This window comes from Cedecea sp. (assembly GCF_036500665.1).
Classification (GTDB): Bacteria; Pseudomonadota; Gammaproteobacteria; order Enterobacterales; family Enterobacteriaceae; genus Cedecea.
The window spans coordinates 28675-50840 of record NZ_DASYBS010000056.1; the positions used below are offsets into that span (position 1 = coordinate 28675).

General features: G+C 55.9%; 24 protein-coding genes. 10 read left to right on the top strand and 14 right to left on the bottom strand.

From position 1 onward, the window contains the following. The first annotated feature begins 317 nt into the window (after positions 1-317). Genes VGM55_RS08765 through VGM55_RS08775 form a run of 3 tightly spaced genes read left to right on the top strand, consistent with a single transcriptional unit; the run spans position 318 to position 4276 of the window. Positions 318-1475, top strand: coding sequence for an SIS domain-containing protein (locus VGM55_RS08765; RefSeq protein ID WP_331635255.1), 1158 nt, complete (start codon positions 318-320; stop codon positions 1473-1475). 10 nt (positions 1476-1485) lie between these two features. Continuing rightward, positions 1486-2364 (top strand): tagatose-bisphosphate aldolase subunit KbaY, encoded by an 879-nt coding sequence (gene kbaY, locus VGM55_RS08770; protein WP_331635256.1) that lies wholly within the window; start codon positions 1486-1488, stop codon positions 2362-2364. 22 nt (positions 2365-2386) lie between these two features. Continuing rightward, positions 2387-4276, top strand: a complete 1890-nt coding sequence (locus VGM55_RS08775) for an enterotoxin (protein WP_331635257.1) — start codon at positions 2387-2389, stop codon at positions 4274-4276. A 51-nt stretch (positions 4277-4327) separates the two neighbouring features. On the opposite strand, the gene VGM55_RS08780 is transcribed toward VGM55_RS08775, so the two are convergent. Both VGM55_RS08780 and rsmI read right to left on the bottom strand, forming a co-directional pair. Further along, a complete protein-coding gene (locus VGM55_RS08780; RefSeq protein WP_154189002.1) occupies positions 4328-4945 on the bottom strand; it encodes a hypothetical protein in 618 nt (205 codons plus the stop codon). A 142-nt stretch (positions 4946-5087) separates the two neighbouring features. After that, a complete protein-coding gene (rsmI, locus tag VGM55_RS08785) occupies positions 5088-5954 on the bottom strand; it encodes a 16S rRNA (cytidine(1402)-2'-O)-methyltransferase (RefSeq protein WP_331635258.1) in 867 nt (288 codons plus the stop codon). Between the two features lie 62 nt (positions 5955-6016). Here rsmI and VGM55_RS08790 point away from each other — a divergent pair, with 62 nt between their 5' ends. The 4 genes from VGM55_RS08790 to dolP are packed head-to-tail and all read left to right on the top strand — an operon-like array spanning position 6017 to position 9683. Beyond that, positions 6017-8110 carry a penicillin-binding protein activator gene (locus VGM55_RS08790; RefSeq protein ID WP_331635259.1) on the top strand — a complete coding sequence of 698 codons (2094 nt, stop codon included), beginning with the start codon at positions 6017-6019 and terminating at the stop codon, positions 8108-8110. After that, complete coding sequence (locus tag VGM55_RS08795; RefSeq protein ID WP_154189005.1) at positions 8068-8463, top strand: YraN family protein; 396 nt, start codon at positions 8068-8070, stop codon at positions 8461-8463. The genes VGM55_RS08790 and VGM55_RS08795 overlap by 43 nt, the downstream gene beginning before the upstream one ends. Positions 8464-8484: 21 nt before the next feature. Further along, entirely contained in the window at positions 8485-9075 is a 591-nt protein-coding gene (diaA, locus tag VGM55_RS08800) for a DnaA initiator-associating protein DiaA (protein WP_038476306.1), read from the top strand. 32 nt (positions 9076-9107) lie between these two features. Next, the gene (dolP, locus tag VGM55_RS08805; protein ID WP_154189062.1) at positions 9108-9683 is read left to right on the top strand and encodes a division/outer membrane stress-associated lipid-binding lipoprotein; all 576 of its coding nucleotides are present in this window, start codon (positions 9108-9110) and stop codon (positions 9681-9683) included. Between the two features lie 155 nt (positions 9684-9838). On the opposite strand, the gene VGM55_RS08810 is transcribed toward dolP, so the two are convergent. The 10 genes from VGM55_RS08810 to VGM55_RS08855 all read right to left on the bottom strand — a co-directional run bounded on the left by VGM55_RS08810 (position 9839) and on the right by VGM55_RS08855 (position 18667). Next, positions 9839-11749 (bottom strand): BglG family transcription antiterminator, encoded by a 1911-nt coding sequence (locus tag VGM55_RS08810; RefSeq protein ID WP_331635260.1) that lies wholly within the window; start codon positions 11747-11749, stop codon positions 9839-9841. 46 nt (positions 11750-11795) lie between these two features. Beyond that, entirely contained in the window at positions 11796-12947 is a 1152-nt protein-coding gene (locus tag VGM55_RS08815) for a lactonase family protein (RefSeq protein ID WP_154189006.1), read from the bottom strand. Between the two features lie 131 nt (positions 12948-13078). Further along, complete coding sequence (gene dagF / locus VGM55_RS08820) at positions 13079-13819, bottom strand: 2-dehydro-3-deoxy-phosphogluconate aldolase (RefSeq protein WP_331635261.1); 741 nt, start codon at positions 13817-13819, stop codon at positions 13079-13081. A 2-nt stretch (positions 13820-13821) separates the two neighbouring features. Next, positions 13822-14934: a DgaE family pyridoxal phosphate-dependent ammonia lyase gene (locus VGM55_RS08825; protein ID WP_154189008.1), complete on the bottom strand. Its 1113-nt coding sequence runs from the start codon at positions 14932-14934 to the stop codon at positions 13822-13824. Between the two features lie 13 nt (positions 14935-14947). Continuing rightward, the gene (locus VGM55_RS08830; protein ID WP_154189009.1) at positions 14948-16051 is read right to left on the bottom strand and encodes an amidohydrolase/deacetylase family metallohydrolase; all 1104 of its coding nucleotides are present in this window, start codon (positions 16049-16051) and stop codon (positions 14948-14950) included. Between the two features lie 55 nt (positions 16052-16106). Then, positions 16107-16748: a DUF4310 family protein gene (locus tag VGM55_RS08835; RefSeq protein WP_154189010.1), complete on the bottom strand. Its 642-nt coding sequence runs from the start codon at positions 16746-16748 to the stop codon at positions 16107-16109. 11 nt (positions 16749-16759) lie between these two features. Further along, positions 16760-17536 (bottom strand): DUF4311 domain-containing protein, encoded by a 777-nt coding sequence (locus tag VGM55_RS08840; protein ID WP_154189011.1) that lies wholly within the window; start codon positions 17534-17536, stop codon positions 16760-16762. Between the two features lie 149 nt (positions 17537-17685). Beyond that, positions 17686-17982: a DUF4312 family protein gene (locus VGM55_RS08845; RefSeq protein WP_039289594.1), complete on the bottom strand. Its 297-nt coding sequence runs from the start codon at positions 17980-17982 to the stop codon at positions 17686-17688. Between the two features lie 2 nt (positions 17983-17984). Continuing rightward, entirely contained in the window at positions 17985-18347 is a 363-nt protein-coding gene (locus VGM55_RS08850) for an SFCGS family glycine-rich protein (protein ID WP_038476335.1), read from the bottom strand. A 17-nt stretch (positions 18348-18364) separates the two neighbouring features. Further along, entirely contained in the window at positions 18365-18667 is a 303-nt protein-coding gene (locus tag VGM55_RS08855) for a glycine dehydrogenase (RefSeq protein WP_154189012.1), read from the bottom strand. Positions 18668-19121: 454 nt separating this feature from the next. Between VGM55_RS08855 and VGM55_RS08860 the strand changes: the two genes are divergently transcribed. The 3 genes from VGM55_RS08860 to VGM55_RS08870 are packed head-to-tail and all read left to right on the top strand — an operon-like array spanning position 19122 to position 20657. Further along, the gene (locus VGM55_RS08860) at positions 19122-19445 is read left to right on the top strand and encodes a type II toxin-antitoxin system RelE/ParE family toxin (protein ID WP_331635262.1); all 324 of its coding nucleotides are present in this window, start codon (positions 19122-19124) and stop codon (positions 19443-19445) included. Beyond that, a complete protein-coding gene (locus tag VGM55_RS08865) occupies positions 19432-19719 on the top strand; it encodes a helix-turn-helix domain-containing protein (protein WP_052048993.1) in 288 nt (95 codons plus the stop codon). The genes VGM55_RS08860 and VGM55_RS08865 overlap by 14 nt, the downstream gene beginning before the upstream one ends. Then, a complete protein-coding gene (locus VGM55_RS08870) occupies positions 19719-20657 on the top strand; it encodes a LysR family transcriptional regulator (RefSeq protein ID WP_038476341.1) in 939 nt (312 codons plus the stop codon). The genes VGM55_RS08865 and VGM55_RS08870 overlap by 1 nt, the downstream gene beginning before the upstream one ends. Here the strand turns inward: VGM55_RS08870 and mdcH are convergent. Next, entirely contained in the window at positions 20641-21549 is a 909-nt protein-coding gene (mdcH, locus tag VGM55_RS08875; RefSeq protein ID WP_331635263.1) for a malonate decarboxylase subunit epsilon, read from the bottom strand. The genes VGM55_RS08870 and mdcH overlap by 17 nt on opposite strands. After that, positions 21546-22166 (bottom strand): malonate decarboxylase holo-ACP synthase, encoded by a 621-nt coding sequence (locus VGM55_RS08880; RefSeq protein ID WP_331635264.1) that lies wholly within the window; start codon positions 22164-22166, stop codon positions 21546-21548. The genes mdcH and VGM55_RS08880 overlap by 4 nt, the downstream gene beginning before the upstream one ends.

The window sequence follows — 22166 nt, forward strand, 5'->3', positions numbered from 1 at the left end:
CCCCCGTTTAATGAAAGCGGCCTCCTCTGCTGCTTTCATTATGCATCACTTTGGCCTGCGGCCTGCTCCGCCGCAGACCTTTCCTTTTCTTTTTCATAACGCTTAAACATCAAAAAATATCTTTTTAAATCATTTAATTAAGATAAAAATGACGATCGGCGCCATGGTTTTCGTTTTATTTCTTTTATACGTATTGATCTTATCAAAACCTTTCTATACATTTCCTTTAAGCACTAACAACCTTTAAATGAAATAAAACGAAAGGTAGCCATGCGTTCCAGCATGACACCTGACTCTGCAATGCTAAGGACTTAGTCATGAGTGAAACCTCCGTTGCCGCAGGCCGCAGCACTTCCACCTGGACCGAAAGAGAGATTCGCCAACAGCCAGCCAGCTGGATCCGCTCGCTACAGCAGATCGATCGAACTCGCGATCGCATCACCGCCTTCCTGTCTCCACTGCTCGCCGACGATAAGCTGAAAATTATTCTTACCGGCGCGGGAACCTCGGCCTTTATCGGCGACATCATTGCGCCCTGGCTTTCTCGCCACACCGGCAAACAGTTTGTTGCCGTCCCGACCACCGACCTGGTGACAAATCCACTGGACTATCTCACCCCGGAACAGCCAACGTTGCTGGTATCCTTCGCCCGCTCCGGCAACAGCCCGGAGAGCGTAGCGGCGGTGGATCTTGCCAATCAGCTCGTTAAATCCTGCCATCATCTGACCATCACCTGTAACGAAGGCGGCAGCCTCTATCGCAGCGCGCTGGAAGACAGCCGCTCATTACCGCTGCTGATGCCTGCGGAAACCCACGATCGCGGCTTTGCCATGACGAGCAGCATCACCACCATGATGGCAAGCTGCCTTGCGGTCTTCGCTCCGGAGGTCATCAACACACGGTCGTTCCAGGACGTGGCGCACCGCTGCGCGCAGATAATTCATTCTCAGGGGGACTTCAGCGAGAGCCCATTTGGTGCCCTTCCCTACAAGCGCGTGGTCTACCTTGGCAGCGGTGGCCTGCAGGGCGTGGCACGGGAAGCCTCGCTCAAGGTGCTGGAACTCACGGCGGGCAAGCTGGCGGCGTTTTACGACACGCCGACCGGCTTCAGGCATGGCCCCAAATCCCTGGTGAATAACGAAACGCTGGCGATCGTGCTGGTTTCCAGCGATCCGTACACCCGTCAGTACGATCTGGATCTGCTGGCAGAGCTGCGACGAGACAGCCTGGCAATGCAGACGATCGCCATTTCGGCAGCAACCAGCCCGGAAATCGAAGCTGGTCCGCACATTCTGCTGCCCGAGGCCGACCGCACGTTTCTCGACGTTGAGCAGGCGTTCTGCTTCCTGATGTATGCGCAGATTTTCGCACTCACCTCGTCCGTTAAAGCAGGCATTACGCCAGACACACCTTCCACCAGCGGCACAGTAAACCGCGTGGTAAAAGGCGTCGTCATTCATCCCTGGAAAGGCTGAGAGGTTCATCATGAGCATTATTTCGACGAAGTATCTGCTTCAGGACGCGCAGGCCAGAGGCTATGCGGTACCGGCTTTTAATATCCACAATGCCGAAACCATCCAGGCGATCCTTGAAGTCTGCAAAGAGATGCATTCCCCGGTGATCCTTGCCGGTACGCCCGGAACGTTTAAACACATCGCTTTTGAAGAGATTTACGCCCTGTGCCATGCCTATTCCGAAAGCTACGGCATACCGCTGGCGCTGCACCTCGATCATCACGAAAGCCTGGCGGACATCAGCCAAAAAGTTAACGCGGGCGTACGCAGCGCCATGATTGACGGCAGCCACTTCCCGTTTGCAGAAAACGTGCAGCTGGTGAGATCGGTGGTCGAGTTTTGCCACCGTAACGACTGCAGCGTCGAGGCCGAACTGGGCCGTCTCGGCGGCGTGGAGGACGACATGGACGTGGACGAGGAGAGCGCTTTCCTCACCGATCCGCAAGAAGCGCGCCGCTTTGTTGAACTCACCGGCGTCGACAGCCTGGCGGTCGCCATCGGTACTGCTCACGGGCTGTATACCAAACGCCCGAAAATAGACTTCAAACGGCTGGGCGAAATCCGCGAAGTCGTCAGCGTGCCGCTGGTGCTCCACGGCGCCAGCGACGTCCCGGACGAATTTGTGCGTCGCGCCATCGAGCTTGGCGTCTGCAAAGTAAATGTGGCGACAGAACTAAAAATCGCCTTCGCCGCCGCGGTGAAGAGATGGTTTGGCGACAACCCGGAAGGCAACGATCCGCGTTATTACATGCGCGTCGGCATGGATGCGATGAAAGAGGTTGTGCGCAGCAAAGTCGCGGTATGTGGATCGGCGAATAAATTGCTGCCGGAATCAGAAGCAGCCCTGTAACTCACTCCCTTAAGGACCTCTGATGAAGACAATAATAAAAAGCTCTCTACTGATGATGTTGCTAAGTCACGTGGCGATGGCCGCACAGTACCAGTTGGAAAACGATAACCTTGCCGTCTCTTTCGACGATTCAGGTTCGGCAGCGGTGATTAAAGACCGGCTTTCCGACCATAAACTGGCGCCCATCGAGCTGTTTTTCCTGACGCTGCCGGATGAAAAGGTTCTCCATACCGCCGACTTTAAAATCAAAAACGTCAGCAAAACCGCAGACGCCATTCAGATTGATTACGAACGGGACGACTTCTCGGTCAACGTGACCCTGAAGCTGCTTAAGGAGAAATATGCGGCGGTGGACTATACGCTCCAGGCAAAAGGCCAGCCGCGCGATGTCGCAAAAATTACCTTCTTCCCGACCAAAGGCCAGGCTCAGGCACCTTATGTTAACGGTGCCATCAACAGCTCCCCGATCGTCGCGGACAGCTTCTATATGCTGCCGCAAAAACCAATTGTGAATACCTACGCGTACGAAACCACCACCAACCTGAACGTCGAGCTCAAAACGCCGATTAAAACCGACTCGCCGGTGACCTATACGGTCTACTTCGGAACATTTGAAGCAACCGACCAGCTCCGCCGCAGCTTTAACCAGTTTATCAACGCCATGCGTCCACGCCCTTATCAGCCCTATCTGCACTACAACAGCTGGATGGACATCGGTTTCTTCACGCCTTACACCGAGAAAGACGTGCTGACGCGCATGGATGAATACGCCAGCGAGCTGATAAGCAAACGCGGCGTGAAGCTCGACGGCTTCCTACTGGATGACGGCTGGGACGATTTAACCGGAAAATGGCTGTTTGGCCCGGCGTTTAAGCATGGGTTTGGTGCCATCAAAGAAAAGGCCGACAGCCTGCATACTTCAGTCGGCCTGTGGCTTTCGCCGTGGGGGGGCTATAACAAACCGCGCGACGTGCGCGTTTCACACGCCAAAGAGAACGGTTTTGAAACCGTAGACGGCAAGTTTGCGCTCTCCGGCCCAAACTATTTCCGAAATTTTAATCAGCAAATCATCGGCCTGATTAAAAACGAACATATCACTTCGTTTAAACTCGACGGCATGGGCAACGCGAACTCGTACATCAAAGGCAGCCCGTACGCTTCGGACTTTGATGCCTCCATCGAGCTCATCAGGAACATGCGCGCCGCCAACAAAGATTTGTTTATCAACCTGACTACCGGCACCGACGCCAGCCCGTCGTGGCTGTTCTACGCCGACTCAATCTGGCGCCAGGGCGATGACATTAACGTCTACGGTAAAGGCTCTCCGGTCCAACAGTGGATAACCTATCGTGATGCGGAAACGTACCGCTCAATTGTACGTAAAGGCCCACTGTTCCCGATTAACTCCCTGATGTACCACGGCATCGTCAGCGCCGAGCACGCCTACTTTGGGCTGGAAAAAGTACAGACGGATCGGGACTTTGCGGATCAGGCATGGAGTTACTTTGCCACCGGCACCCAGCTGCAGGAGCTGTACATCACGCCTTCAATGCTGAACAACGCCAAATGGGACACGCTCGCCGACGCGGCCAAATGGTCACGGGCAAACAGCAGCGTGCTGGTCGACAGCCACTGGGTTGGCGGCGACCCAACGCAGCTTGAGATTTACGGCTGGGCATCATGGAGTAAAGAGAAAGCCATATTGGGTCTGCGTAACCCGTCGGATAAGCCGCAAAGCTACTATCTCGACTTGGGTAAGAGCTTTGAAGTGCCAAACGGTGAGGCCACGAACTTTACGCTGAAGCAGGTTTACGGCAAGAACGAGACGCTGGCTAACGACTATAGTAAGCCGCTGATTGTGACGCTGAAGCCTTTGGAAACGCTGGTGATTGAGGCTACGCCGGTAAACTAAACGACGATAGAGCGTAGAGAATCATTTGTCTCTGCGCTCCTTAACCACGCTTTATTGATCGGATATCAGCGCAGCAACACGTCTTTTATCTTCGGCAATCAGGACGATGCCAAAATGTTCTTTATCAGGATGCGTGCTCCAGATTTTATCTTCCGGAATACTTGTTCCGTTATAGGCGGCTTTTGCTCCGTCATAAGGATAAAATCGCCCGACATCGGAATCCAGAATGAAAACGGAGAGTTGATTGGAGCTTCTGGCTATTTTTTGCCAAAGCGCCTTGCCCCCGGCATAGTGAATATTATCGCTCATTAAAATCAAGCCACACTTGAGTACTAGCGCCTCGTAAAGCTGCGTGGCAAAGCCAGCTTCCTGAAGCTGCCTTTCGACGCAAACGCCTTCAACCTGCAGAACGTTTTGATCCTCCCAAAAACGATCCACAGAAATAACGTTATCGCCAATCGTCTTTTGATTCTTGAGTTCTAGCATGGCAACTACGGTGTGTCGGAGATCCTTTTCATCCCCTTCAGGCTCGGCTTTAATGATTGCCGCCCTCGGCGTCAGCCTGTCAAAAATGATAAGAAAATGCTGACCTGCAAACGTCAGCTCTTCAATCACCTCGAAAGAGCGTTTTACCGCCGCCGTGCTGTAGGAAAAAGGCATCACAACCATATTCGAATCTCCTGGTATCAATACCGGCATAAACTTTAACTCCCTTAAAGTCATTCAGTCATGCATAAATTAACACCAGGGAGTTCATTTTTTAAACGCTAACCGCGTTGCGATGTAAAAACCAGGAGACGGCTCGAGAAAACTATTTCTCGCTGTTTTCTAAAGCATGTTTATACAAGGCATTTTTCTTCACGCCGTGGATTTCAGCGGCAAGTGCAGCAGCCTTTTTCAGCGGCAGTTCCGTCTGCAGCAACGCGAGCGTGCGCAGCGCTTCGGCCGGCAGCTCGTCATCGCTTTGGGCTTTAAAGCCCTCAACAATCAGCACCATTTCGCCTTTACGGCGATTTTCATCTTCTTTTACCCATGCCAGCAATTCGCCGACAGGCGCGCCGTGAATCGACTCCCAGGTTTTGGTCAGCTCGCGCGCCAGCACCACGTAGCGGGATTCGCCCAGCACCGCGCAGATATCTTCGAGGCTATCCAGCAGGCGGTGGGTTGATTCATAGAAAATTAGCGTTCTCGGCTCCTGCTCAATGGCCTTAAGCGCATCGCGGCGGCCTTTTGATTTTGCAGGCAGAAAACCTTCGTAGCAGAAGCGGTCGGACGGTAAACCGGCCGCGCTGAGCGCGGCGATAGCGGCACACGGGCCAGGCAAAGGCACTACGCGAATGCCTGCCTCGCGACAGGTGCGCACCAGGTGGTAACCCGGATCGTTAATCAGCGGCGTACCGGCGTCGGACACCAGCGCGATGCTTTGGCCTTCCTGCAGTTTTGCCACTAACGTTTCGGCTTTTTGTTGCTCATTGTGATCGTGAAGTGCGAAGAGTCGCGCATTAATCGCAAAATGCTGCAGCAAAAGGCCAGTATGGCGAGTATCTTCTGCGGCAATCAGATCAACGCTTTGCAACACCGAGAGGGCCCGCTGGGTGATGTCCCCGAGATTGCCGATAGGCGTCGGGACGATGTAAAGCGTACTGGCTGAAATCGCCGCCGTTTCGTGTTGTTTCATTGTCTCATCCGTATTGCCGATTTAATATTGTACATTGGGATATAAAAACCACTGGATACAGAATGCTACCCTCAACCTTGAATCGTTCGAAAGCCGGGCGCTGCCTGCCTGTGTTGCTCGCGGCGCTGATTTTTGCCGGCTGCTCTACTCAAGCACCGGATCAGTCCGCTACGCTGCTGCAGGGCGAGACCACCGCCGGGTCCGCTTACTATCTGCAGCAAATGCAGCAAAGTGCAGATGATAGCAAGACCAACTGGCAATTACTCGCCATTCGTTCCCTGCTAAAAGAGGGTAAACCTCAGCAGGCCGTGGCGTTGTATAACCAACTGCCGCAGCAGCTCAACGATGCACAAGCTCGTGAACAGCAGTTGCTGGTGCCGGAAGTGAAGCTTGCGCAGAAAGACTTCAACGCCGCCTCTGCCCTGCTGGAAAAGATTGACCCGAGCACACTCGACAAGAGCCAACAGAGCCGCTACTACCAGGCAGTGATTGACGCTTCTCAGGGACGCCCTTCCTTAGCGTTGCTGCGCGCCTACATTGCTCAGGAACCGCTGCTGAAAGGTGATGCCCATCAGAAAAACATTGATGGCACCTGGCAGGTTTTGTCGCAGTTCTCGCCAGAGCAAATGAACAGCCTGGTGATTAATGCCGACGAAAATACCCTGCAGGGCTGGCTGGATCTGCAGCACGTCTGGAGCGATAACCGTAACGATCCAAACATGCTGAAAGCAGGCATTCAGGACTGGCAAACGCGTTACCCGAACAATCCAGGTTCAAAAACGCTGCCAACCCAACTGGTGAACGTACAAAACTTCAAGCCGGCCTCAACCGGTAAAATCGCCCTTCTGCTGCCGTTAAACGGCCAGGCAGCGGTGTTTGGTCGCGCCATTGAACAAGGTTTTGAAGCGGCGAAAAACAACGGCGTCGCGCCGGTTGCAGCCGTGCAGTCAGCCGCACAGCCCGTAGATCCTAATGCGCAACAACAGGCTGCGTCGCCTCAAGAACAGCCTCAGCAGCAAGAGCCTCAGGCCCCCGCAGATCCTAATGCTGCAGTGAGCCCGGCAAGCGCATCCGTCAGCGACCTGACAGACCAGAAGGCACAGGCCGCAACACCACAAACCACAACGCCGGCTGCCCAACCGGACGTACAAACCGTGCCATCTGTTGCCGCGAGCCCGACGGCGGAAATTAAAATCTACGACACCAGCAGTCAGCCGCTCTCACAGGTTCTGGCTCAGGCACAGCAGGACGGTGCCACGCTGGTCGTCGGCCCGCTGCTGAAAAACAATGTCGATCAGCTAGCCAGCACCAACAGCCCGCTGAATATTCTGGCTCTCAACCAGCCAGAAAACGTCCAGAACCGCCCAAACATCTGCTACTTCGCGCTTTCTCCTGAAGATGAAGCCCGCGACGCCGCAGACCACATCTGGCGGCAAAACCACCGCAATCCATTGATGCTGATACCAGCCAATGCCCTGGGTGACCGGGTGGCGAAAGCCTTTGCCACCGAATGGCAGAAGCTGGGTGGCAACCTGGTGCTGCAGCAGAAATTTGGCTCAATCAGCGACCTGAAGCGCGGCATTAACAGCGGCTCCGGCATCGCCTTAACCGGCACGCCGGTGAACACGCCATCCAATACGCCTCCGGGCGTGACCATCGGCGGGCTTACGATTCCAGCGGCACCAACCGATGCACAAATCACCGCAGGCAGCAGCGGCAACGTCGATGCGGTCTACATCATCGCGACTTCTGAAGAAGTGGCGCTGATCAAACCAATGATTGCGATGCGCACGGGCAGCCGCGGCAGCGCGCAACTTTATGCCAGCTCTCGCAGCTCGCAGGGCGTGAACGGTCCGGATTACCGCCTGGAAATGGAAGGATTGCAGTTTAGCGAAATCCCGATGCTTTCCGGCGGCAACCCGCAGCTGATGCAGCAGGCGTTAAGCAGCGTCAATAATGACTACTCGCTGGCGCGCCTGTATGCGATGGGCGTGGATGCCTGGACGCTGGCAAGCCACTTCTCCCAGATACGCCAGGTGCAGGGTTACCAGGTGAACGGCAACACCGGGCAGCTGACCGCCAACCAGGACTGCGTCATTAACAGGAAGCTAAATTGGCTGCAATTCAATCAGGGCCAGATAGTCCCGGTATCCTGAACCGCCAGCAACGCGGCGCGCGCTATGAACAGCAGGCGCGCCGCTACCTCGAGCGCAAGGGACTGCGCTTCGTTGCGGCGAACGTGCATGTTCGCGGCGGCGAAATCGACCTCATAATGAAACAGCGGCAGGTTATCGTCTTCGTAGAGGTGCGCTTCCGGCGTAACGATAAGTTTGGCGGTGCAGCCGCCAGCGTCACCCGCAGCAAACAGCAGCGTCTGCTGCATACCGCACAGGTTTGGCTTAGCGGCAGCGGCAAAAGTTTTGATACTGTAGATTGCCGTTTCGATGTGTTAGCTTTCACCGGCAATGAAATAGAGTGGCTGACCAACGCGTTTGCCGCCGATATCTAAAAAACTCCAGGTAGAATCAACGTGCTTGAAAGAATCAAAGGCTGCTTCACGGAAAGTATTCAAACTCAGATTGCCGCAGCGGAAGCCCTGCCGGACGCCATCTCCCGTGCAGCGATGACGCTGGTTCAGTCTTTGCTGAACGGCAACAAAATCCTCTGTTGTGGCAATGGCACCTCCGCCGCCAACGCACAGCATTTTGCTGCCAGCATGATCAATCGCTTCGAAACAGAGCGACCTAGTTTACCGGCTATTGCACTTAATGCAGATAATGTGGTCTTAACCGCGATCGCTAACGACCGTCTGCATCAAGAAGTGTATGCCAAACAGGTTCGTGCGCTGGGCCACGCCGGGGACGTATTGCTGGCAATTTCCACCCGAGGCAATAGCCGTGATATTGTCAAAGCGGTTGAGGCAGCCGTCACCCGCGACATGACTATCGTCGCGCTGACGGGCTATGACGGCGGTGAACTGGCAGGACTGTTGGGGCCACAGGATGTTGAAATCCGAATCCCTTCTCATCGCAGCGCCCGCATCCAGGAGATGCATATGCTGACGGTGAACTGTTTATGCGATCTGATCGACAATACGCTATTTCCGCACCAGGATGGCTAATAGCTAATTTTGAGAAAGGAGAAGGAATGAACATGAAGGCCATTACGCCAGTCGCAGTTCTTATTTCCGCGCTGTTGCTGCAGGGCTGCGTCGGTGCCGTTGTTGTGGGAAGTGCCGCCGTGGCGACAAAAACCGCAACCGACCCGCGCACCGTCGGGACGCAGGTTGATGACGGCACGCTTGAGTTACGCGTGAACAGCGCGCTCAGCAAGGATGAGCAAATCAAGAAAGAAGCACGTATTAACGTGACGGCTTACCAGGGCAAAGTGCTGCTGGCTGGTCAGTCTCCTAACCCAGATCTTGCTTCTCGCGCTAAGCAAATTGCGTTGGGCGTAGACGGCGCAACCGAAGTCTATAACGAGATTCGAATTATGGCTCCGGTCGGCCTGGGCGTCGCGTCGAGCGATACCTGGATAACCACAAAAGTTCGCTCTCAGTTGCTGACCAGCGACCAGGTAAAATCGTCTAACGTGAAAGTTACCACGGAGAATGGCGAGGTATTCCTGCTAGGCCTGGTGACCGAACGTGAAGGTAAAGCCGCAGCGGATATTGCCAGCCGGGTTAGCGGCGTGAAGCACGTAACCACCGCGTTTACGATCCTGAAATAACTGCCCCTCACCCTAACCCTCTCCCCACAGGGGAGAGGGGATAAACCTAAACCCGCCAGGTAAATCCCCGCATGCTCTTCGGGGTGGGATAAATTTGCCCATTGAATTCCCCCTCTCCCTTACAGGGAGAGGGCCGGGGTGAGGGTCAATGGAGGTTACAGCTTACTCAGGCACTCCATCGCCACGGCCTTGAAACTGTCAAAATCCTTACTCTCGCGAAGCCGGACCATCGCCCGCTCGCGCAGGAACGTCACAAACAGGTCGTAAATCGCCATCGCCTCTTCGTATTCACTCTTGCTGATAGCCAGCAGGAAGATCACGTGCGCCGTCTCGTCGCCCCAGCCGATCCCCTGGGGTGCCAGTACGGTATAAACCACCGTTTCCTTTGCCAGCAGGCCCAGTGAGTGAGGCAGAGCAATCCCTTCGCCGAGCATAGTGCTGACAATGGCTTCACGCTCCACCACCGACGGATGAAAATCTGCATCAACCACACCTTCCCGCTCCAGCTGCTCGCACAGCGTCAGGAAAAGCTGCTGCTGGGTCATCGGCTGGTCGATAATACGGAAGTGGCTGGCATCAAAGAATTTCTCCAGCATGTACGGACGTGTTCTGTCCACCAGCACCAGCTTACCAAGCTGCTCCAGCTGGTAGTCGGTCGGGAACGGCGCCATTATCACAACCGGCTTTTCTTTCTCGCTGATGCGCGCGGTGCTAATCACGAAATCTTCATCCACGTTTTCCAGCTGCTCATAGTCTCGCAGAGAAATAATGCTGGTCACTTCCACCTGCGGATATTTGCGCAGCAGCATGGCCTGCAGCATGCGTACCGTGGAGTTCCCGGTATCGCAAACCAGCAGCACGCGAGGATGACGCTGATAGCCGATGTTGTAGTGGCGCTCCAGGCCAACGCCGATGTGCAGCACCAGAAAACCAATTTCGTTCTCGCTGATGGCATAGGGCGTATATTTCCCCCAGCTGGAGACTGCCGCCAGCGTCATGTCATAGGCCAGCGGATAATGCTGCTTAATGTTGGCCAGCAGCGGATTCGGGATGTTTATCTGGTAGCGCACCCGGGTGATCATCGTCTTGATGTGGGTAAGCAGGTCGGCGTGTAGCTGCTCATCGCCGAGCAGGTTGTAATTATAGTGGGTGTTGATGTAGCGCAGGATGTAATTCACCAGCGCTTCGTCGTCGTCGGCATTGATCGCGCTCGGCGCCACTTCCTGTACCTGACGCGCGGCGATATGCACCTGCAGCCACTGCTCTTCGGCTTCGGAAAGCGGCTTGCCCGCAAGCTGCTGCAGCAGGCCGGCAATCTGACGCGCAGCCTCTTTTACCTGCACATCAACATTATCCGCCGTGAACTCTGGCAGAGGATAACCCTCGCTGATGCGGCGCACCGCAACCGAACAATAGAGACGGATAAATTGTTCACCTTCATCGGTTAAACGGATGCGGCAGCGGGTAAAGCAGTCATGCAGTGAGCTGGCGAGCTGTTCAGGCACGCCCGCGTTAAGCGCTTCTTCGGTCAATAACGGGTTTTCGCTGTCTTCTAAGGTCAACTGCCACAGCAAATCCGTCAGGCAGGCGCGGATAGACGTTTCACTGCCGAACAGCTTCATACCGTGGCGCGGACGCGTCTCAATGGTCAGATGATAGCGGTTGAACCACTCCCGCACCTCCGCCATATCGCTTTGCAGCGTGGCGCGGCTGACAAACCACTCTTCGGCCAAATCTTCCAGCTTCAGTGAAAACGCCGCCGTTAAAAAGCGCACCACGAGGTAATGCACGCGTTCTGGTGAAGTGCGAGGAATACGCAGCTGACGGGGACGATGCTGAACCAGCTCGCCATAGCGTTCAGCATCCTCGATATTCAACTGATAGCCCGCGCCGCGGGTAAGCGTAAACTGAGCCCCGAAGCCTGCCATCAGGGCATTGAGCGCCGTGATATCGGCCCGCACCGTGCGGGTAGAAACGGACAAACGCCGCGCCAGTTCATCCTGGGGCAGCGTTTCGTTTTGCAGCATCTCAAAAAGCTGAGCCAGCCGTTGATTGGGGAATCTCACTACCGCTTCCTTTGGTTATCGGGGCGTTTAAGCGCCCCGCCCTGCTTTACTTAAACGGGGTGAAGACCATCTGTGACGGGCTTCCCACCGCCGTATAATCCTCGATAAAAGTTAATTTACCGTTGCCCGGCGCCACGCTAAAGCGAGTAATGTTGTCGCTGCGCTGGTTCAGGGCATAAAGATGTTTGCCGGTATTATCCAGCGTCAGGCCACGTGGATAGTCGCCTCTGGTCCAGATATCGTCCTGATGCGTAAGCTCACCGTTAGCGCCTACGCTGAAATGCGCGATGCTGTTATGCAGGCGATTGGCCACATACAGCTGCTTACCGTCGTGGCTCAACACCAGGCCCGCCGCAAAGCTCGTGCCCTTATAGCCTTTTGGCAGCGAAGAGATAGTCTGCCCTTCGGTCAGCGTACCTTTCTCACGGTTGAGCTTGTAATGGGTAAGCGTAGAAGCTTCCTCGTTAATCAACCACAGGCTCGCACCGTCTGCGGCAAAGACAAAGTGACGCGGCCCTGCACCTTTTGAAGAGGCAGAGATAAACGGCGGATCGTTTGGCTCCAGCACGCCTTTGTTTTGATCAAAGCGATACTGGTAGATCCGATCCAGGCCAAGATCGGTCGAGAAAACAAACTTGCCGCTCGGATCGGCGGCAATCATATGGGCATGCGGGCCGTTATGATCGCTGGCGGCGAAGCTACCTTCTACCGCGGCTTCTGGTTTCGCCGCGCCCGGCTCGCCGCTGTCCTGATGTTTGTCGCTGGCTTCCTGCAGGCTACCGTCGGCATTAACCGGCAGCACGGCGATAGAGCCGCTCACGTAGTTTGCCACCAGCAGGTGCTTGCCCTGCGGCGTCAGGGAAAGGTAAACCGGGCCTGCGCCACCGGAAGAGACCAGGTTCAGTTCGGTCACACTTCCGTCATCGCCCACACGCAGCGCCGCAATCACGCCTTTCTCCGCTTCGCTGGCCACGTATAGCGTCTTGCCGTCCGGCGACGCGGTAAGCTGCGCGGCATTTGGCAGCGAGCTGACCAGCGTTTTCTCGCTAAGCGCGCCGGTTTTAGCGTCTACCTGGAAGCGGTAAAGCCCTTCCCCGTTCGGGTTGTAGGTGCCAACCCAGGCGTAATGGCTTTGCGCCGCGCTGTTGCCGGCGGCGAGTAAGGCAAATGAAGCAACAAGCAGAGTGCGTGCAGACATGCGTTTGTCCTCGAAGTGTGGTTGATGAGGATTATACCCTCACCCTAACCCTCTCCCTAAAAGGGAGAGGGGATCTTTCTTTTCCCCCTCGCCCCTTTGGGGAGAGGGTCGGGTTGAGGGGAAACAGTGCTTTACCCCACCAGCTTCTTCGTCATCGCCAGCAGCGTAGCCACATCCGCCGGACGGGTATTGCCGCTGGCCTTGTCGATGATCGAGCTGTAAATATGCGGGATCACTTTGCTGACGCCAGCGTCCAGCGCAATCTTCAGGATCTCTTCGAAGTTTTCGAGATCGATACCGCCGGTCGGTTCAAGCCAGAAGTCATGCTTCGCACAGGCTTCCGCTACCGCCTGATACTCTTCACGGCACTCCAGCCCACCCATCGGGAAATATTTGATTGAGCTGCCGCCCATATCCTTCAGCAGCGCAATAGCTGTTTCAACAGGCACGATGCCGTCTGCCGCGCCTGAGCTTAGCGGGCCGGTGGAGATTTTCACCATTCCTACGGTGCCGGTTGGCGAAACCAGGCCGTTGACTACGCTGTCATTCTGGCCCAGCAGCGCACGGCTGGTACCCACGCCGGTAAAGACCTGATTGACGTGCTGAGGCTGAATTTGGCCGGAGATTTCGCTCACCATTGCAGATTGGTTCGGATCGCCTGCGCCAAGGCCAACGGACAGCGCGTTGTCGATAAGCGCCGCGTAATCACGCATGTCGGCGACCGCACTTGCTACATCCGGGTAGTTTTTAGATAACACGCCGACCAGCACGTGGCCTTCCGCCGCCCGGTAAATCTCTTTGGCGTTTTCTTTGGAGCCGGCCAGGACGTTCAGGCACACACGGTCGCGGTAAAAATTCGGGGTCAGTTTCATGCTTATTTCTCCTTGCTTACCAGCGCTTTGATGCAGCGGTAAATAATCTCCAGCTGTGCCGCGCTGACGCTGCGCACATCCGCTTCAATAATGCCTTCGTTCGCCTTGTAGCCACGGAAGTAGATGGCGTATTCGCCCTGCTTCAGCGCGCTGACCAGCTCACCGGTGCTGATGCCGACGGTCGCTTCGTCGAACTTGATTTCGCTGCGGGCGATATCGCGGCCGGCTGCGTCCCACACCACGCGCGCGGTAACGCCATTCAGCGTGTTCAGGCTGTCGATAAACGGCGTCATTTTGGCGACCATTTCGGCCCCGCTCTCTTTGGCCGCACTCAGGTAATGTTCAATCGCGCAGGTCAGGCCGAGAATGCCTTCTTTGCCAACTTTCATCGCACGCCCGATGCCGCCGGTTTGCAGCTTCACCCACTCGACGTACTGCTCTTTGCCGATCACCAGCCCGCTGGTTGGGCCTTCGATAGCTTTCGCGCCGCTGTAAATCACCAGGTCGGCCCCGGCGCGGTAATAGCATGCCAAATCTTCTTCTGCCGCAGCGTCTACGATCAGCGGCAGGTTGTGTTTACGCGCCACGACAACGGCCTGCTCAACGCTGAGCATGCTTTTCTGCACCGAATGGTGGGATTTGATGTACAAAATGGCCGCCGTGCGTGGAGAAATGGCCGCAGCCAGCTGATCCGCTGAACATTCGTTGGCGTAGCCCGCTTCAACGATTTTGCCGCCGCCCAGGTTCACCATGGTGCCGACCGGCGCGCCGAAGTTAACGTTGTGGCCCTTCGGCAGCACGATCTCGTTGTTTTCCAGCGGCGCAGCATGCAGGTTCTCGATCAGCCATTGATTGTCTTTTACCAGCACCGCAGCGACGGACTGGGCAATACCGGCAGAAGCGCAGGACACCACGGTCGCCGCCTCAACGTCGAGCAGCCCGGCGATGTAGGCGCCTGTCTTATTAACCAGATCCTTCATTTCGAAGTAGTGATTCATGCCGGTGGTGACCGCGTCCACCACTTCCGGGCGTGGCGTTGACACACCGAGAGCGGTCATGCGGCCAGATGCGTTAATTACCTGTTTTAAATTGTATTTTTCATAGATCGAAGACATGTTCTGCTTTCCCTTATTCACAGTCAAACCACTTCCCGGCGCGCACCGCGGCCAGCGCAACCAGCACCTGGTCACCCGTCAGCGTTTGCTGCTCTGCGTCGGTAAATACCGTTGGCTGACGACGCAGCTCAAAAACGGTCAGATCGCCATCCAGCCCCACGGCCAGGCGGCCTTTATTTTTCAGACGTAATCCATCGGCGGCGTGAGCGGTCACGCAGTCGATCACCTGAGGCAATGACAGGCCAATGGAGAGGAATTTCGACATCACCGCGCCGAGGGAATGCACCGGGCCGCTGATGCGGTTGCGGCAGTAAATATCCGAGCTGATGCTGTGTGGCAGAATGCCCTGTTGAATAGCGACACGCGCCACGTCAAAACTAAAGCTGGCGGTGCCGTGCCCGACATCCAGACGCACGCCGCGCTGAATAGCCTGCGCCACGGAGGCTCTCAGTTGCCCGGCAGGATTGAGAATGCGGTTTGGCTTGCCGTTGTAGCAATGGGTAATGATGTCGCCGCTGGTCAGCAGTTCGGCCACTTCATCGAGGTCCGGCGGGTTGTTGCCGATGTGCACCATCAGCGGCAAATCACCGTTTTCTTTCTGGATAGCCTTGGCGCGCACCAGCGGCGTAATGCCGTTATCGCCCACCACGCTGCTGCTCATGCGTGCTTTTAAGCCCACAATAAAGTCCGGGTGGCGCTTCACCGCGCCGCGCACGGCGTCAGCGTCGATATTCGCCATATTGGACAGTTCGTTCTGGGCAATCAGGCCCACGCGGGAAATGTTCAGCAGGGCATAAACGTCGGTCGTCGCGCTGCGGGTGATTTGATAAAAATCGTCGACGTCATCAGCGCCGGTGCTGCCCGCGTCCACCACCGTGGTGACGCCGGTATGAATGCCCACGCTGTCAGGCTCGTCGTGGTAGATAGGGGATTTCGGGTAACAGTGAACGTGGGAGTCAATCCAGCCGGCGCTGACGTAATATTCGCCGTTCAACTGGCGCTCTTCGCCAGCCTCGCCGGTAATCTTACCCAAAGCGGCAATTTTGCCGTCCTTCAGGGCGATATCGATAACGGTATCGTCCGCCAGCCGCGCCTCGCGCAGGATCAGGTCAAACATATTTTTCTCCTTAACTGGCGGGCGAGCCACAGCCCGTCCGCCCTGGAAATACTGCTTACAACGCTACCGGGAAGATGGAGCCTAAAATCATTGCGCCGAGGATCGCACCGCCGGTAATCGGTTTGCCCCAGAGGTAAAACACTAAAGAGCCAATTAACGAGCCGATGCCGATGGGAATCGAAGCCGTCATGGCGCTGAGGATAATCAGCGGCCCAAGGAAGCGGCCGGAAGCGTTACCCGCGCCCATCATCACATCCGCCCCGTAGGTGGAGTCGCTCTGGTTAATAGTGAACTTACGCGCCAGGATAATGAGGTAGCCAATGGCCAGACCAATCACCAGCCCGGTGACCAGCGAAGCGCCAAAGTTAGCAACCGGGAAAACAAAGCCCGCGCCCAGCAGCAGCGCAGGAACGCCAAGGCCCACGCCGGTTTGAATCGCCCCACCAATATCCAGGATCCCCACCAGGGAGCCTTCGATGATGCGGGCAAACAGGAAGCTTGCGCCAAACGCGGCGACCGCGCCGTACACGCCGGTATCAATCCCGGACTTCAGCATCGCCACAAAGGCCACTTCGTTAAACGCGCCGATGCCGTACAGGTAGTACATGTGTGTCCCGGCAAACACGCCGGAGGAGAGCAGGCCAACAAAGATTGGGAATGACCAGTCCGCGTACCAAAAGCCTTTATTCTGTTCCATGCGTTATCCCCTTATTTGCCGCTCAGCGAGTTATGCAGCAGATCCAGCCAGTTCGGCACGGTCATGTGGAAAGACTCGATCATCTTCATGTCGAACCCGCGGAAGAAGGCACTCAGAACAAAGAGGGCAACGATAGCCGTCATCATCACTTTGGTAACGCGGTGCCAGCCGCTTTCTTCAACGCCTTTACCGATCAGGATGCCCAGCACCAGACCCGGTACGGCGTTACCCATGATCAGCTGCGCTGCGCCGCCGAAGATGGTTGCCCAGAAACCAGATTTTTTACCGGCGTCGATAGCCGCCAGCCAGAAAATAACCGGCATCACGGTGTTCACCAGCAGGTTGGCCGCAGGCACCAGCACTTTCACCGCCGTCACCTGAAGCGCCGCCGGCACCGCAGACGCGGTTGAGTTCAGAAACGCCACCACGATCATGCCGATGATGCCGCAAGCGATAGCCATTTTTCTTGGGTCGTGGAGGGTTTCCGCCACGTTGCGATTCTTCACCATCAGTGCCGCCGCGCCCCAGTTAGGGATGATGCGGTGGTCAACGTCCTGGGTGAACGCACCTGCTGCAACGGAAGAAGCCCACGCGTTGAAGAAGAAGCCAAGCCCAAAGGAGAAGTGGGAAGCCGGGTCCCCTTCGCAGGAGTTCAGCTCGCCGAGTGTACGAAATGCGCCCATGCCCTGAGTGGTTGGCGCATGGAACATACGCGCGGCTCCGGCACCAACGCCCACACCGACGAGGCCGCCGATAATGAGTGATTTGAATAATATGATTAAGAACATGTATCTGCCCTTTTCTACCCTGCTTATCTGTCGCTGTAGCCGCGTTAGCTGCGCTCAGTCACCCGAATCACTTACCCAAGTAAGCTCATCGGACTGCCTTCCCTTGCTGCCTTGCTACAACACCAGCTAATTGGGTATAAATGTTTGAATTAATTAGAGACGAAATCCACCTCATCGAGGTTAAGAGCCGTCACGTTGACGGAAACATCCAGCTCCACGCTGTAGCTCCGCCTTTCCCGGCGCAGGAAGAAGAACAGAAAAGCTTCTTTACGCACCCTGACCTGCGCCTGAACAACCTGCACGTCCTGTGGCTCAATGCGCAGAAGAATGTGGTTGGTGGATTTGAGCACCGTGCCCTGAACGTGGTTCAGGGCGTCGGAGAAGGCTTTGGCTTTGGTATCGCCGCGCCCGCTGACCCGCACCGTAGTGGCGAATTTCTCTTTCATACTCAGCTGCCGTACTTCTTGTTCCAGGCCAGCACCAGGCGCTCGCCCAGTTCTTCTTTGTCCATAAAGCCAAAGCCAAGCACGTTGTTGCCTTCGTTAATCGCCGTCACGCCTTCATCAACGGAGCGCATGCCGTATTTGGCTTTGTAGCCATGTTTGGTTTGTGCGGTGATAGCGCCCGCGCCGCCGCTGCCGCAGAAGGAGATACCAAAAGTGGCGTTTTCTGCTTTCATCACGTCGCCCAGCTTCATGTCGGCGGCGACGCCTGGAATAACCACGGCGCGACCGCCCGCTTTTTCGATCCCTGCTGCAACTTTCTGGCCTTTGCCCAGACGGTCACCAATCACTACGGTAATTTGTTCCATTTTTTTCTCCTGATGATTCAAAGATTGTCTTTCGCCACTTCGAAATGCACTGACAGCAACCACGCTTCTTCTACCGGCAGATTCCCGAACTGATCGACCACCGCCTGCGCCATTTCCATCGACTCGGCGGAGATCTCCTCGAACAAGCTCTCTTCTACTTCTGGTAACGGCTCCCCGGTAAGAGAGCGATGTGCCATCGCCTTCACGTGGGAGGCCAGCATTTGTTCCTGTACCGCGTTGGGCGTGATGTGCTTACTTTTGAACAGCGCGTAAATAAAATCCTGAATACGCGTCGTTAATTCCTCGGCTTCATTAACCATTACCGCTCCGTTATTCACCCTGGGTACCTCGTTAACTAATCTGTTTTTTAAACTACGTGGCGGGGTGGAAGGTTTGTAGCGAGTTGTTTTCCACTTAGAAGTGGAAATCGGCGAGGCAATAGTGATCTGTTCCACATAAAGGCCCGGAATGGAGGTTTTCCGCTGGCTTACCGTGAATCTGGTCACATAACCGGGTGATAAAAGGCCGGTTTTCCAGCGGCCCTTTTTGTTCGAAAGTGTGATGGGAGGACAGTTTTGCCGTCATTATTGGCGTTGCTTATGGCAAAGGAATCGACGTTCACGAGGCATTACACAAAAACAAAAGCGGGAGATAGAAAAGAAGTCAGGCGCGATTTAGGCTGATTTTCGCCTGGTTTTGCCGCCAGCATCGGCAATAAAAATTAGCTCATAAGGCAATTTAATTGTTATGTTAACCTCGTCAGGGAGTGACCGTATGTTTCGCGTTCAATTGCATGTGGATGTCTTCGATGAAATAACCGAATTGCCTCCCGTCGTTCAGGCAAAAATGCTGCATCTGATTGATAAAATTAAACAAAATGCGACATCACTGCGTGAGCCTGATAGCAAACCCTTAGGCAATGGGCTGTTTGAAATAAGAACGATGGGAACCCATATCGCACGGGGGCTTTACGTCTACCAAAAAGGACGAGTTATTTATCTTTTACGGGTTTTTGTTAAGAAAACGGCAAAAACACCAACCGAGGAAATCAGGCTGGCTTTTCAACGACTAGAGGAGATGCTCAATGAAAAAGAGTAAAAGTATCGACTGGGAAAAAGCGCGTGCAGACCTGCTAACCAATCCCGAAGTCCAGGCCGCCTATGAAGCCGAAGAGCGTAAGCTGCGTCTGCAGGCAATGCTTGCGGAATGGCGCAGCCATGAAGGGCTAACACGTGCGCAGGTTGCCGAACGTATGGGCGTCACGCCGCCAACGGTCTCTCGTATGGAAGCCAATATTATCAAAGCCAGTATTGAAACTGTTGTCCGCTATGCAAAAGCCTGCGGCGTCAAACATCCAAAGATTATCCTCTAATGAAAATCGACGCTGAAATCACCTTCCGTAAGCTTGAGATCTTTATGGAGTTTATGGAGAAAGGGAACATTGCGCGCACCGCCGAAGCGCTGGGTATTAGCGGGGTTAGCGTGCATCGCGCGCTGCATACGCTGGAAGAAGGCGTGCGCTGCCCGCTGTTTATTCATAAAGGGCGCAACCTGGTGCCGCTGGAATCTGCGCTCACCCTGCTGGAACACTGCAAAGAAGTGGTGGCGCTGATGGCGCGCGGCATCGATGAAACCCGCCAGGCCGCGGGCGTTGGCCAGGGCCGGCTGCGCATCGGTACCCTCTATTCTCTGACGCTCGAAACCGTTCCGAAACTGATCATGGGCATGAAACTGAGACGACCGGAGCTGGAAATGGACCTCACCATGGGCTCAAATCAGGTGCTGCTGAATATGCTGGAAGACGGCGTGCTGGACGCCATCCTGATTTCTATTTCCGAAGGCGAAGTCGATCGCTCAAGGCTGGAAGTCCTGCCGATGTTCCGGGACGATATTTTCCTCGCCGCACCGGCCAGCTTCCCGCTCGACACCAGCCACCCGGCAGATCTGCGCGAGTTCCACGGTGAAAAATTTGTTTCGCTCGCGGAAGGCTTTGCGACCTACGCGGGCTTTCAGGAAGCCTTTAGCGTCGCCGGTTTCGAACCGGAAATCGTCACCCGCGTAAACGACATTTTCTCAATGGTCAGCCTGGTACAGGCGGGCGTCGGGCTCACGTTGATGCCCGGAAGAATGAAGAAGGTGTATGAAAATTCGGTGCAGCTTTTAAGGCTTGCCGAGCAGTACCAGATGAAGCAGACCATCGCTATCGTCTTCGCCCGTAATCGCGAGCTTGATCCGAACCTGCTGGCGCTGGCCGCCGAAGGGCGCATGTACGCGCGCTCGTTTATCGATACGCCTAACGCGCCGCCTTAGTTTTTTCCGCAAGATGAACGATGGCCGCCACGCTATTCTGTTCGCGGCAGACGGTGATTCCTTCCCGAAACGCCTGCCGTGTCAGGCCCGAAAGTACGCTGCCCGGCGGCATTTCAACAGCCAGACGCACGTCGCGCTCGTTGGCGGCAACCATCGCCTCTCGCCAGCGCACCGTCCGTGCCATGTTGAGCGCCAGATCTTCCGCAATCTGTTCCGGTAGCCAAAGCACGCGGCCCGTGCTGCCGCTGAGATAAGCGCAGGACGGGCGGCTCAAGGCCACATCGGCAAACGCCTGCTTAAGCTGCTGTGCGGGTTCATTCAGCAAAGCGCAGTGGGACGGCACGCTAACCGCTAATTGGCGAGCTTTTTGCGCCCCCTGCTCCAGCGCCCGGTGCGCCACCTTCTCCATAGCCTGCTCGCTCCCGGCAATGACGATTTGCTGCTCGGCATTGATATTCGCAATATAGGTTCCGCTGCCCGCCACCAGGGCTTCAACCTGCTCAAGACGCAGCCCGACGATGGCCGTTAAGCCGTAACCTTCTGGATAAGCCTGTTCCATCAGGTCGCCACGAAGCGCCACCAGCCGCAGGGCATCGGAAAAACTGATGACGCCGGCCATCACCGCGGCCGGAAACGCCCCGATAGACAGGCCGCTGACCATGTCCGGCTTCACGCCGTTACGCTCAAGCTCCTGCGCCCAGGCCACGCCTGCGATTAGCAGGCAAAGCTGCACCGCGCGAGTATGCTTAAGCGCAACGGCGCTATCCAGCCGGTCTGCTTCATCCCCTAAAACCGCCCTCACCTGCGCCATGATGGCGTCACGCTCGGGTAAATTTTGCAGCATATCCGCACGCTGCGTTCCCTGTCCGGGAAAGGTAAAAAGTATCTTCATCCGTTATCCTCCGGCTGCCAGGGATTAACCACCAGCTGCGGTCCCTGATTGGTTTTCAGCAGCACGCGCTTTTCCCTTAGCCATTCCGCCAGCGCAAACGCGCCGTAGGGCGTTTCGATTTGTGTATCAGCCCGGCAAAGCAGTTTATCGGCCAGGCTCTGCCACCCTGCCAGCGCCTCTTTTGCTATCGGCTGTGGGCAGCGAATCAGCAAATCCAGATCGCTTGCGGCGTGCATCACCGGCACTTCGGTTGCCAGCGCATAGCCTACGCTCCCGGTAATGCCCCAGCGCCATGCCCACGGTCGGCTTGCCAGTTGAATCGCCCCCTGCACCGGCGGCATAGAAACAAACGGGGAATTGAGCAGCAGGTCACGGTTAGATAACGCCTCCGGGCTGACGACGCGCCTCACGCTCGCCGGATTCACCCAACCCGCAGCTCGCTGGTCGCGCCGCATTCCTCGCACGCCTACCGGAACCCATCCGTCACGCTCGACATCACGCCGCACCACCACCGGCAGCGCAGGGCGCCACTGGCTTGTGACCCACTCCTCGTTAGCACCTTCCAGCGTTTCGCGGTCAGAGAGCCAAAGGAGATCGTGGGGGCGTAATGTCGGCAT

Bases quoted from the DNA above. Each gene is read 5' to 3' on its own strand.
- rsmI (WP_331635258.1), bottom strand. From the start codon at position 5,954: ATGAAACAACACGAAACGGCGGCGATTTCAGCCAGTACGCTTTACATC.
- VGM55_RS08880 (WP_331635264.1), bottom strand. From the start codon at position 22,166: ATGCCGACATTACGCCCCCACGATCTCCTTTGGCTCTCTGACCGCGAA.
- VGM55_RS08775 (WP_331635257.1), top strand. From the start codon at position 2,387: ATGAAGACAATAATAAAAAGCTCTCTACTGATGATGTTGCTAAGTCAC.
- VGM55_RS08825 (WP_154189008.1), bottom strand. From the start codon at position 14,934: ATGTCTTCGATCTATGAAAAATACAATTTAAAACAGGTAATTAACGCA.
- VGM55_RS08850 (WP_038476335.1), bottom strand. From the start codon at position 18,347: ATGGAACAAATTACCGTAGTGATTGGTGACCGTCTGGGCAAAGGCCAG.
- kbaY (WP_331635256.1), top strand. From the start codon at position 1,486: ATGAGCATTATTTCGACGAAGTATCTGCTTCAGGACGCGCAGGCCAGA.
- VGM55_RS08835 (WP_154189010.1), bottom strand. From the start codon at position 16,748: ATGGAACAGAATAAAGGCTTTTGGTACGCGGACTGGTCATTCCCAATC.
- VGM55_RS08815 (WP_154189006.1), bottom strand. From the start codon at position 12,947: ATGTCTGCACGCACTCTGCTTGTTGCTTCATTTGCCTTACTCGCCGCC.
- VGM55_RS08830 (WP_154189009.1), bottom strand. From the start codon at position 16,051: ATGTTTGACCTGATCCTGCGCGAGGCGCGGCTGGCGGACGATACCGTT.
- VGM55_RS08840 (WP_154189011.1), bottom strand. From the start codon at position 17,536: ATGTTCTTAATCATATTATTCAAATCACTCATTATCGGCGGCCTCGTC.
- VGM55_RS08860 (WP_331635262.1), top strand. From the start codon at position 19,122: ATGTTTCGCGTTCAATTGCATGTGGATGTCTTCGATGAAATAACCGAA.
- dolP (WP_154189062.1), top strand. From the start codon at position 9,108: ATGAAGGCCATTACGCCAGTCGCAGTTCTTATTTCCGCGCTGTTGCTG.
- VGM55_RS08845 (WP_039289594.1), bottom strand. From the start codon at position 17,982: ATGAAAGAGAAATTCGCCACTACGGTGCGGGTCAGCGGGCGCGGCGAT.
- VGM55_RS08865 (WP_052048993.1), top strand. From the start codon at position 19,432: ATGAAAAAGAGTAAAAGTATCGACTGGGAAAAAGCGCGTGCAGACCTG.
- VGM55_RS08765 (WP_331635255.1), top strand. From the start codon at position 318: ATGAGTGAAACCTCCGTTGCCGCAGGCCGCAGCACTTCCACCTGGACC.
- VGM55_RS08870 (WP_038476341.1), top strand. From the start codon at position 19,719: ATGAAAATCGACGCTGAAATCACCTTCCGTAAGCTTGAGATCTTTATG.
- dagF (WP_331635261.1), bottom strand. From the start codon at position 13,819: ATGAAACTGACCCCGAATTTTTACCGCGACCGTGTGTGCCTGAACGTC.
- VGM55_RS08780 (WP_154189002.1), bottom strand. From the start codon at position 4,945: ATGGTTGTGATGCCTTTTTCCTACAGCACGGCGGCGGTAAAACGCTCT.
- mdcH (WP_331635263.1), bottom strand. From the start codon at position 21,549: ATGAAGATACTTTTTACCTTTCCCGGACAGGGAACGCAGCGTGCGGAT.
- VGM55_RS08790 (WP_331635259.1), top strand. From the start codon at position 6,017: ATGCTACCCTCAACCTTGAATCGTTCGAAAGCCGGGCGCTGCCTGCCT.
- VGM55_RS08855 (WP_154189012.1), bottom strand. From the start codon at position 18,667: ATGGTTAATGAAGCCGAGGAATTAACGACGCGTATTCAGGATTTTATT.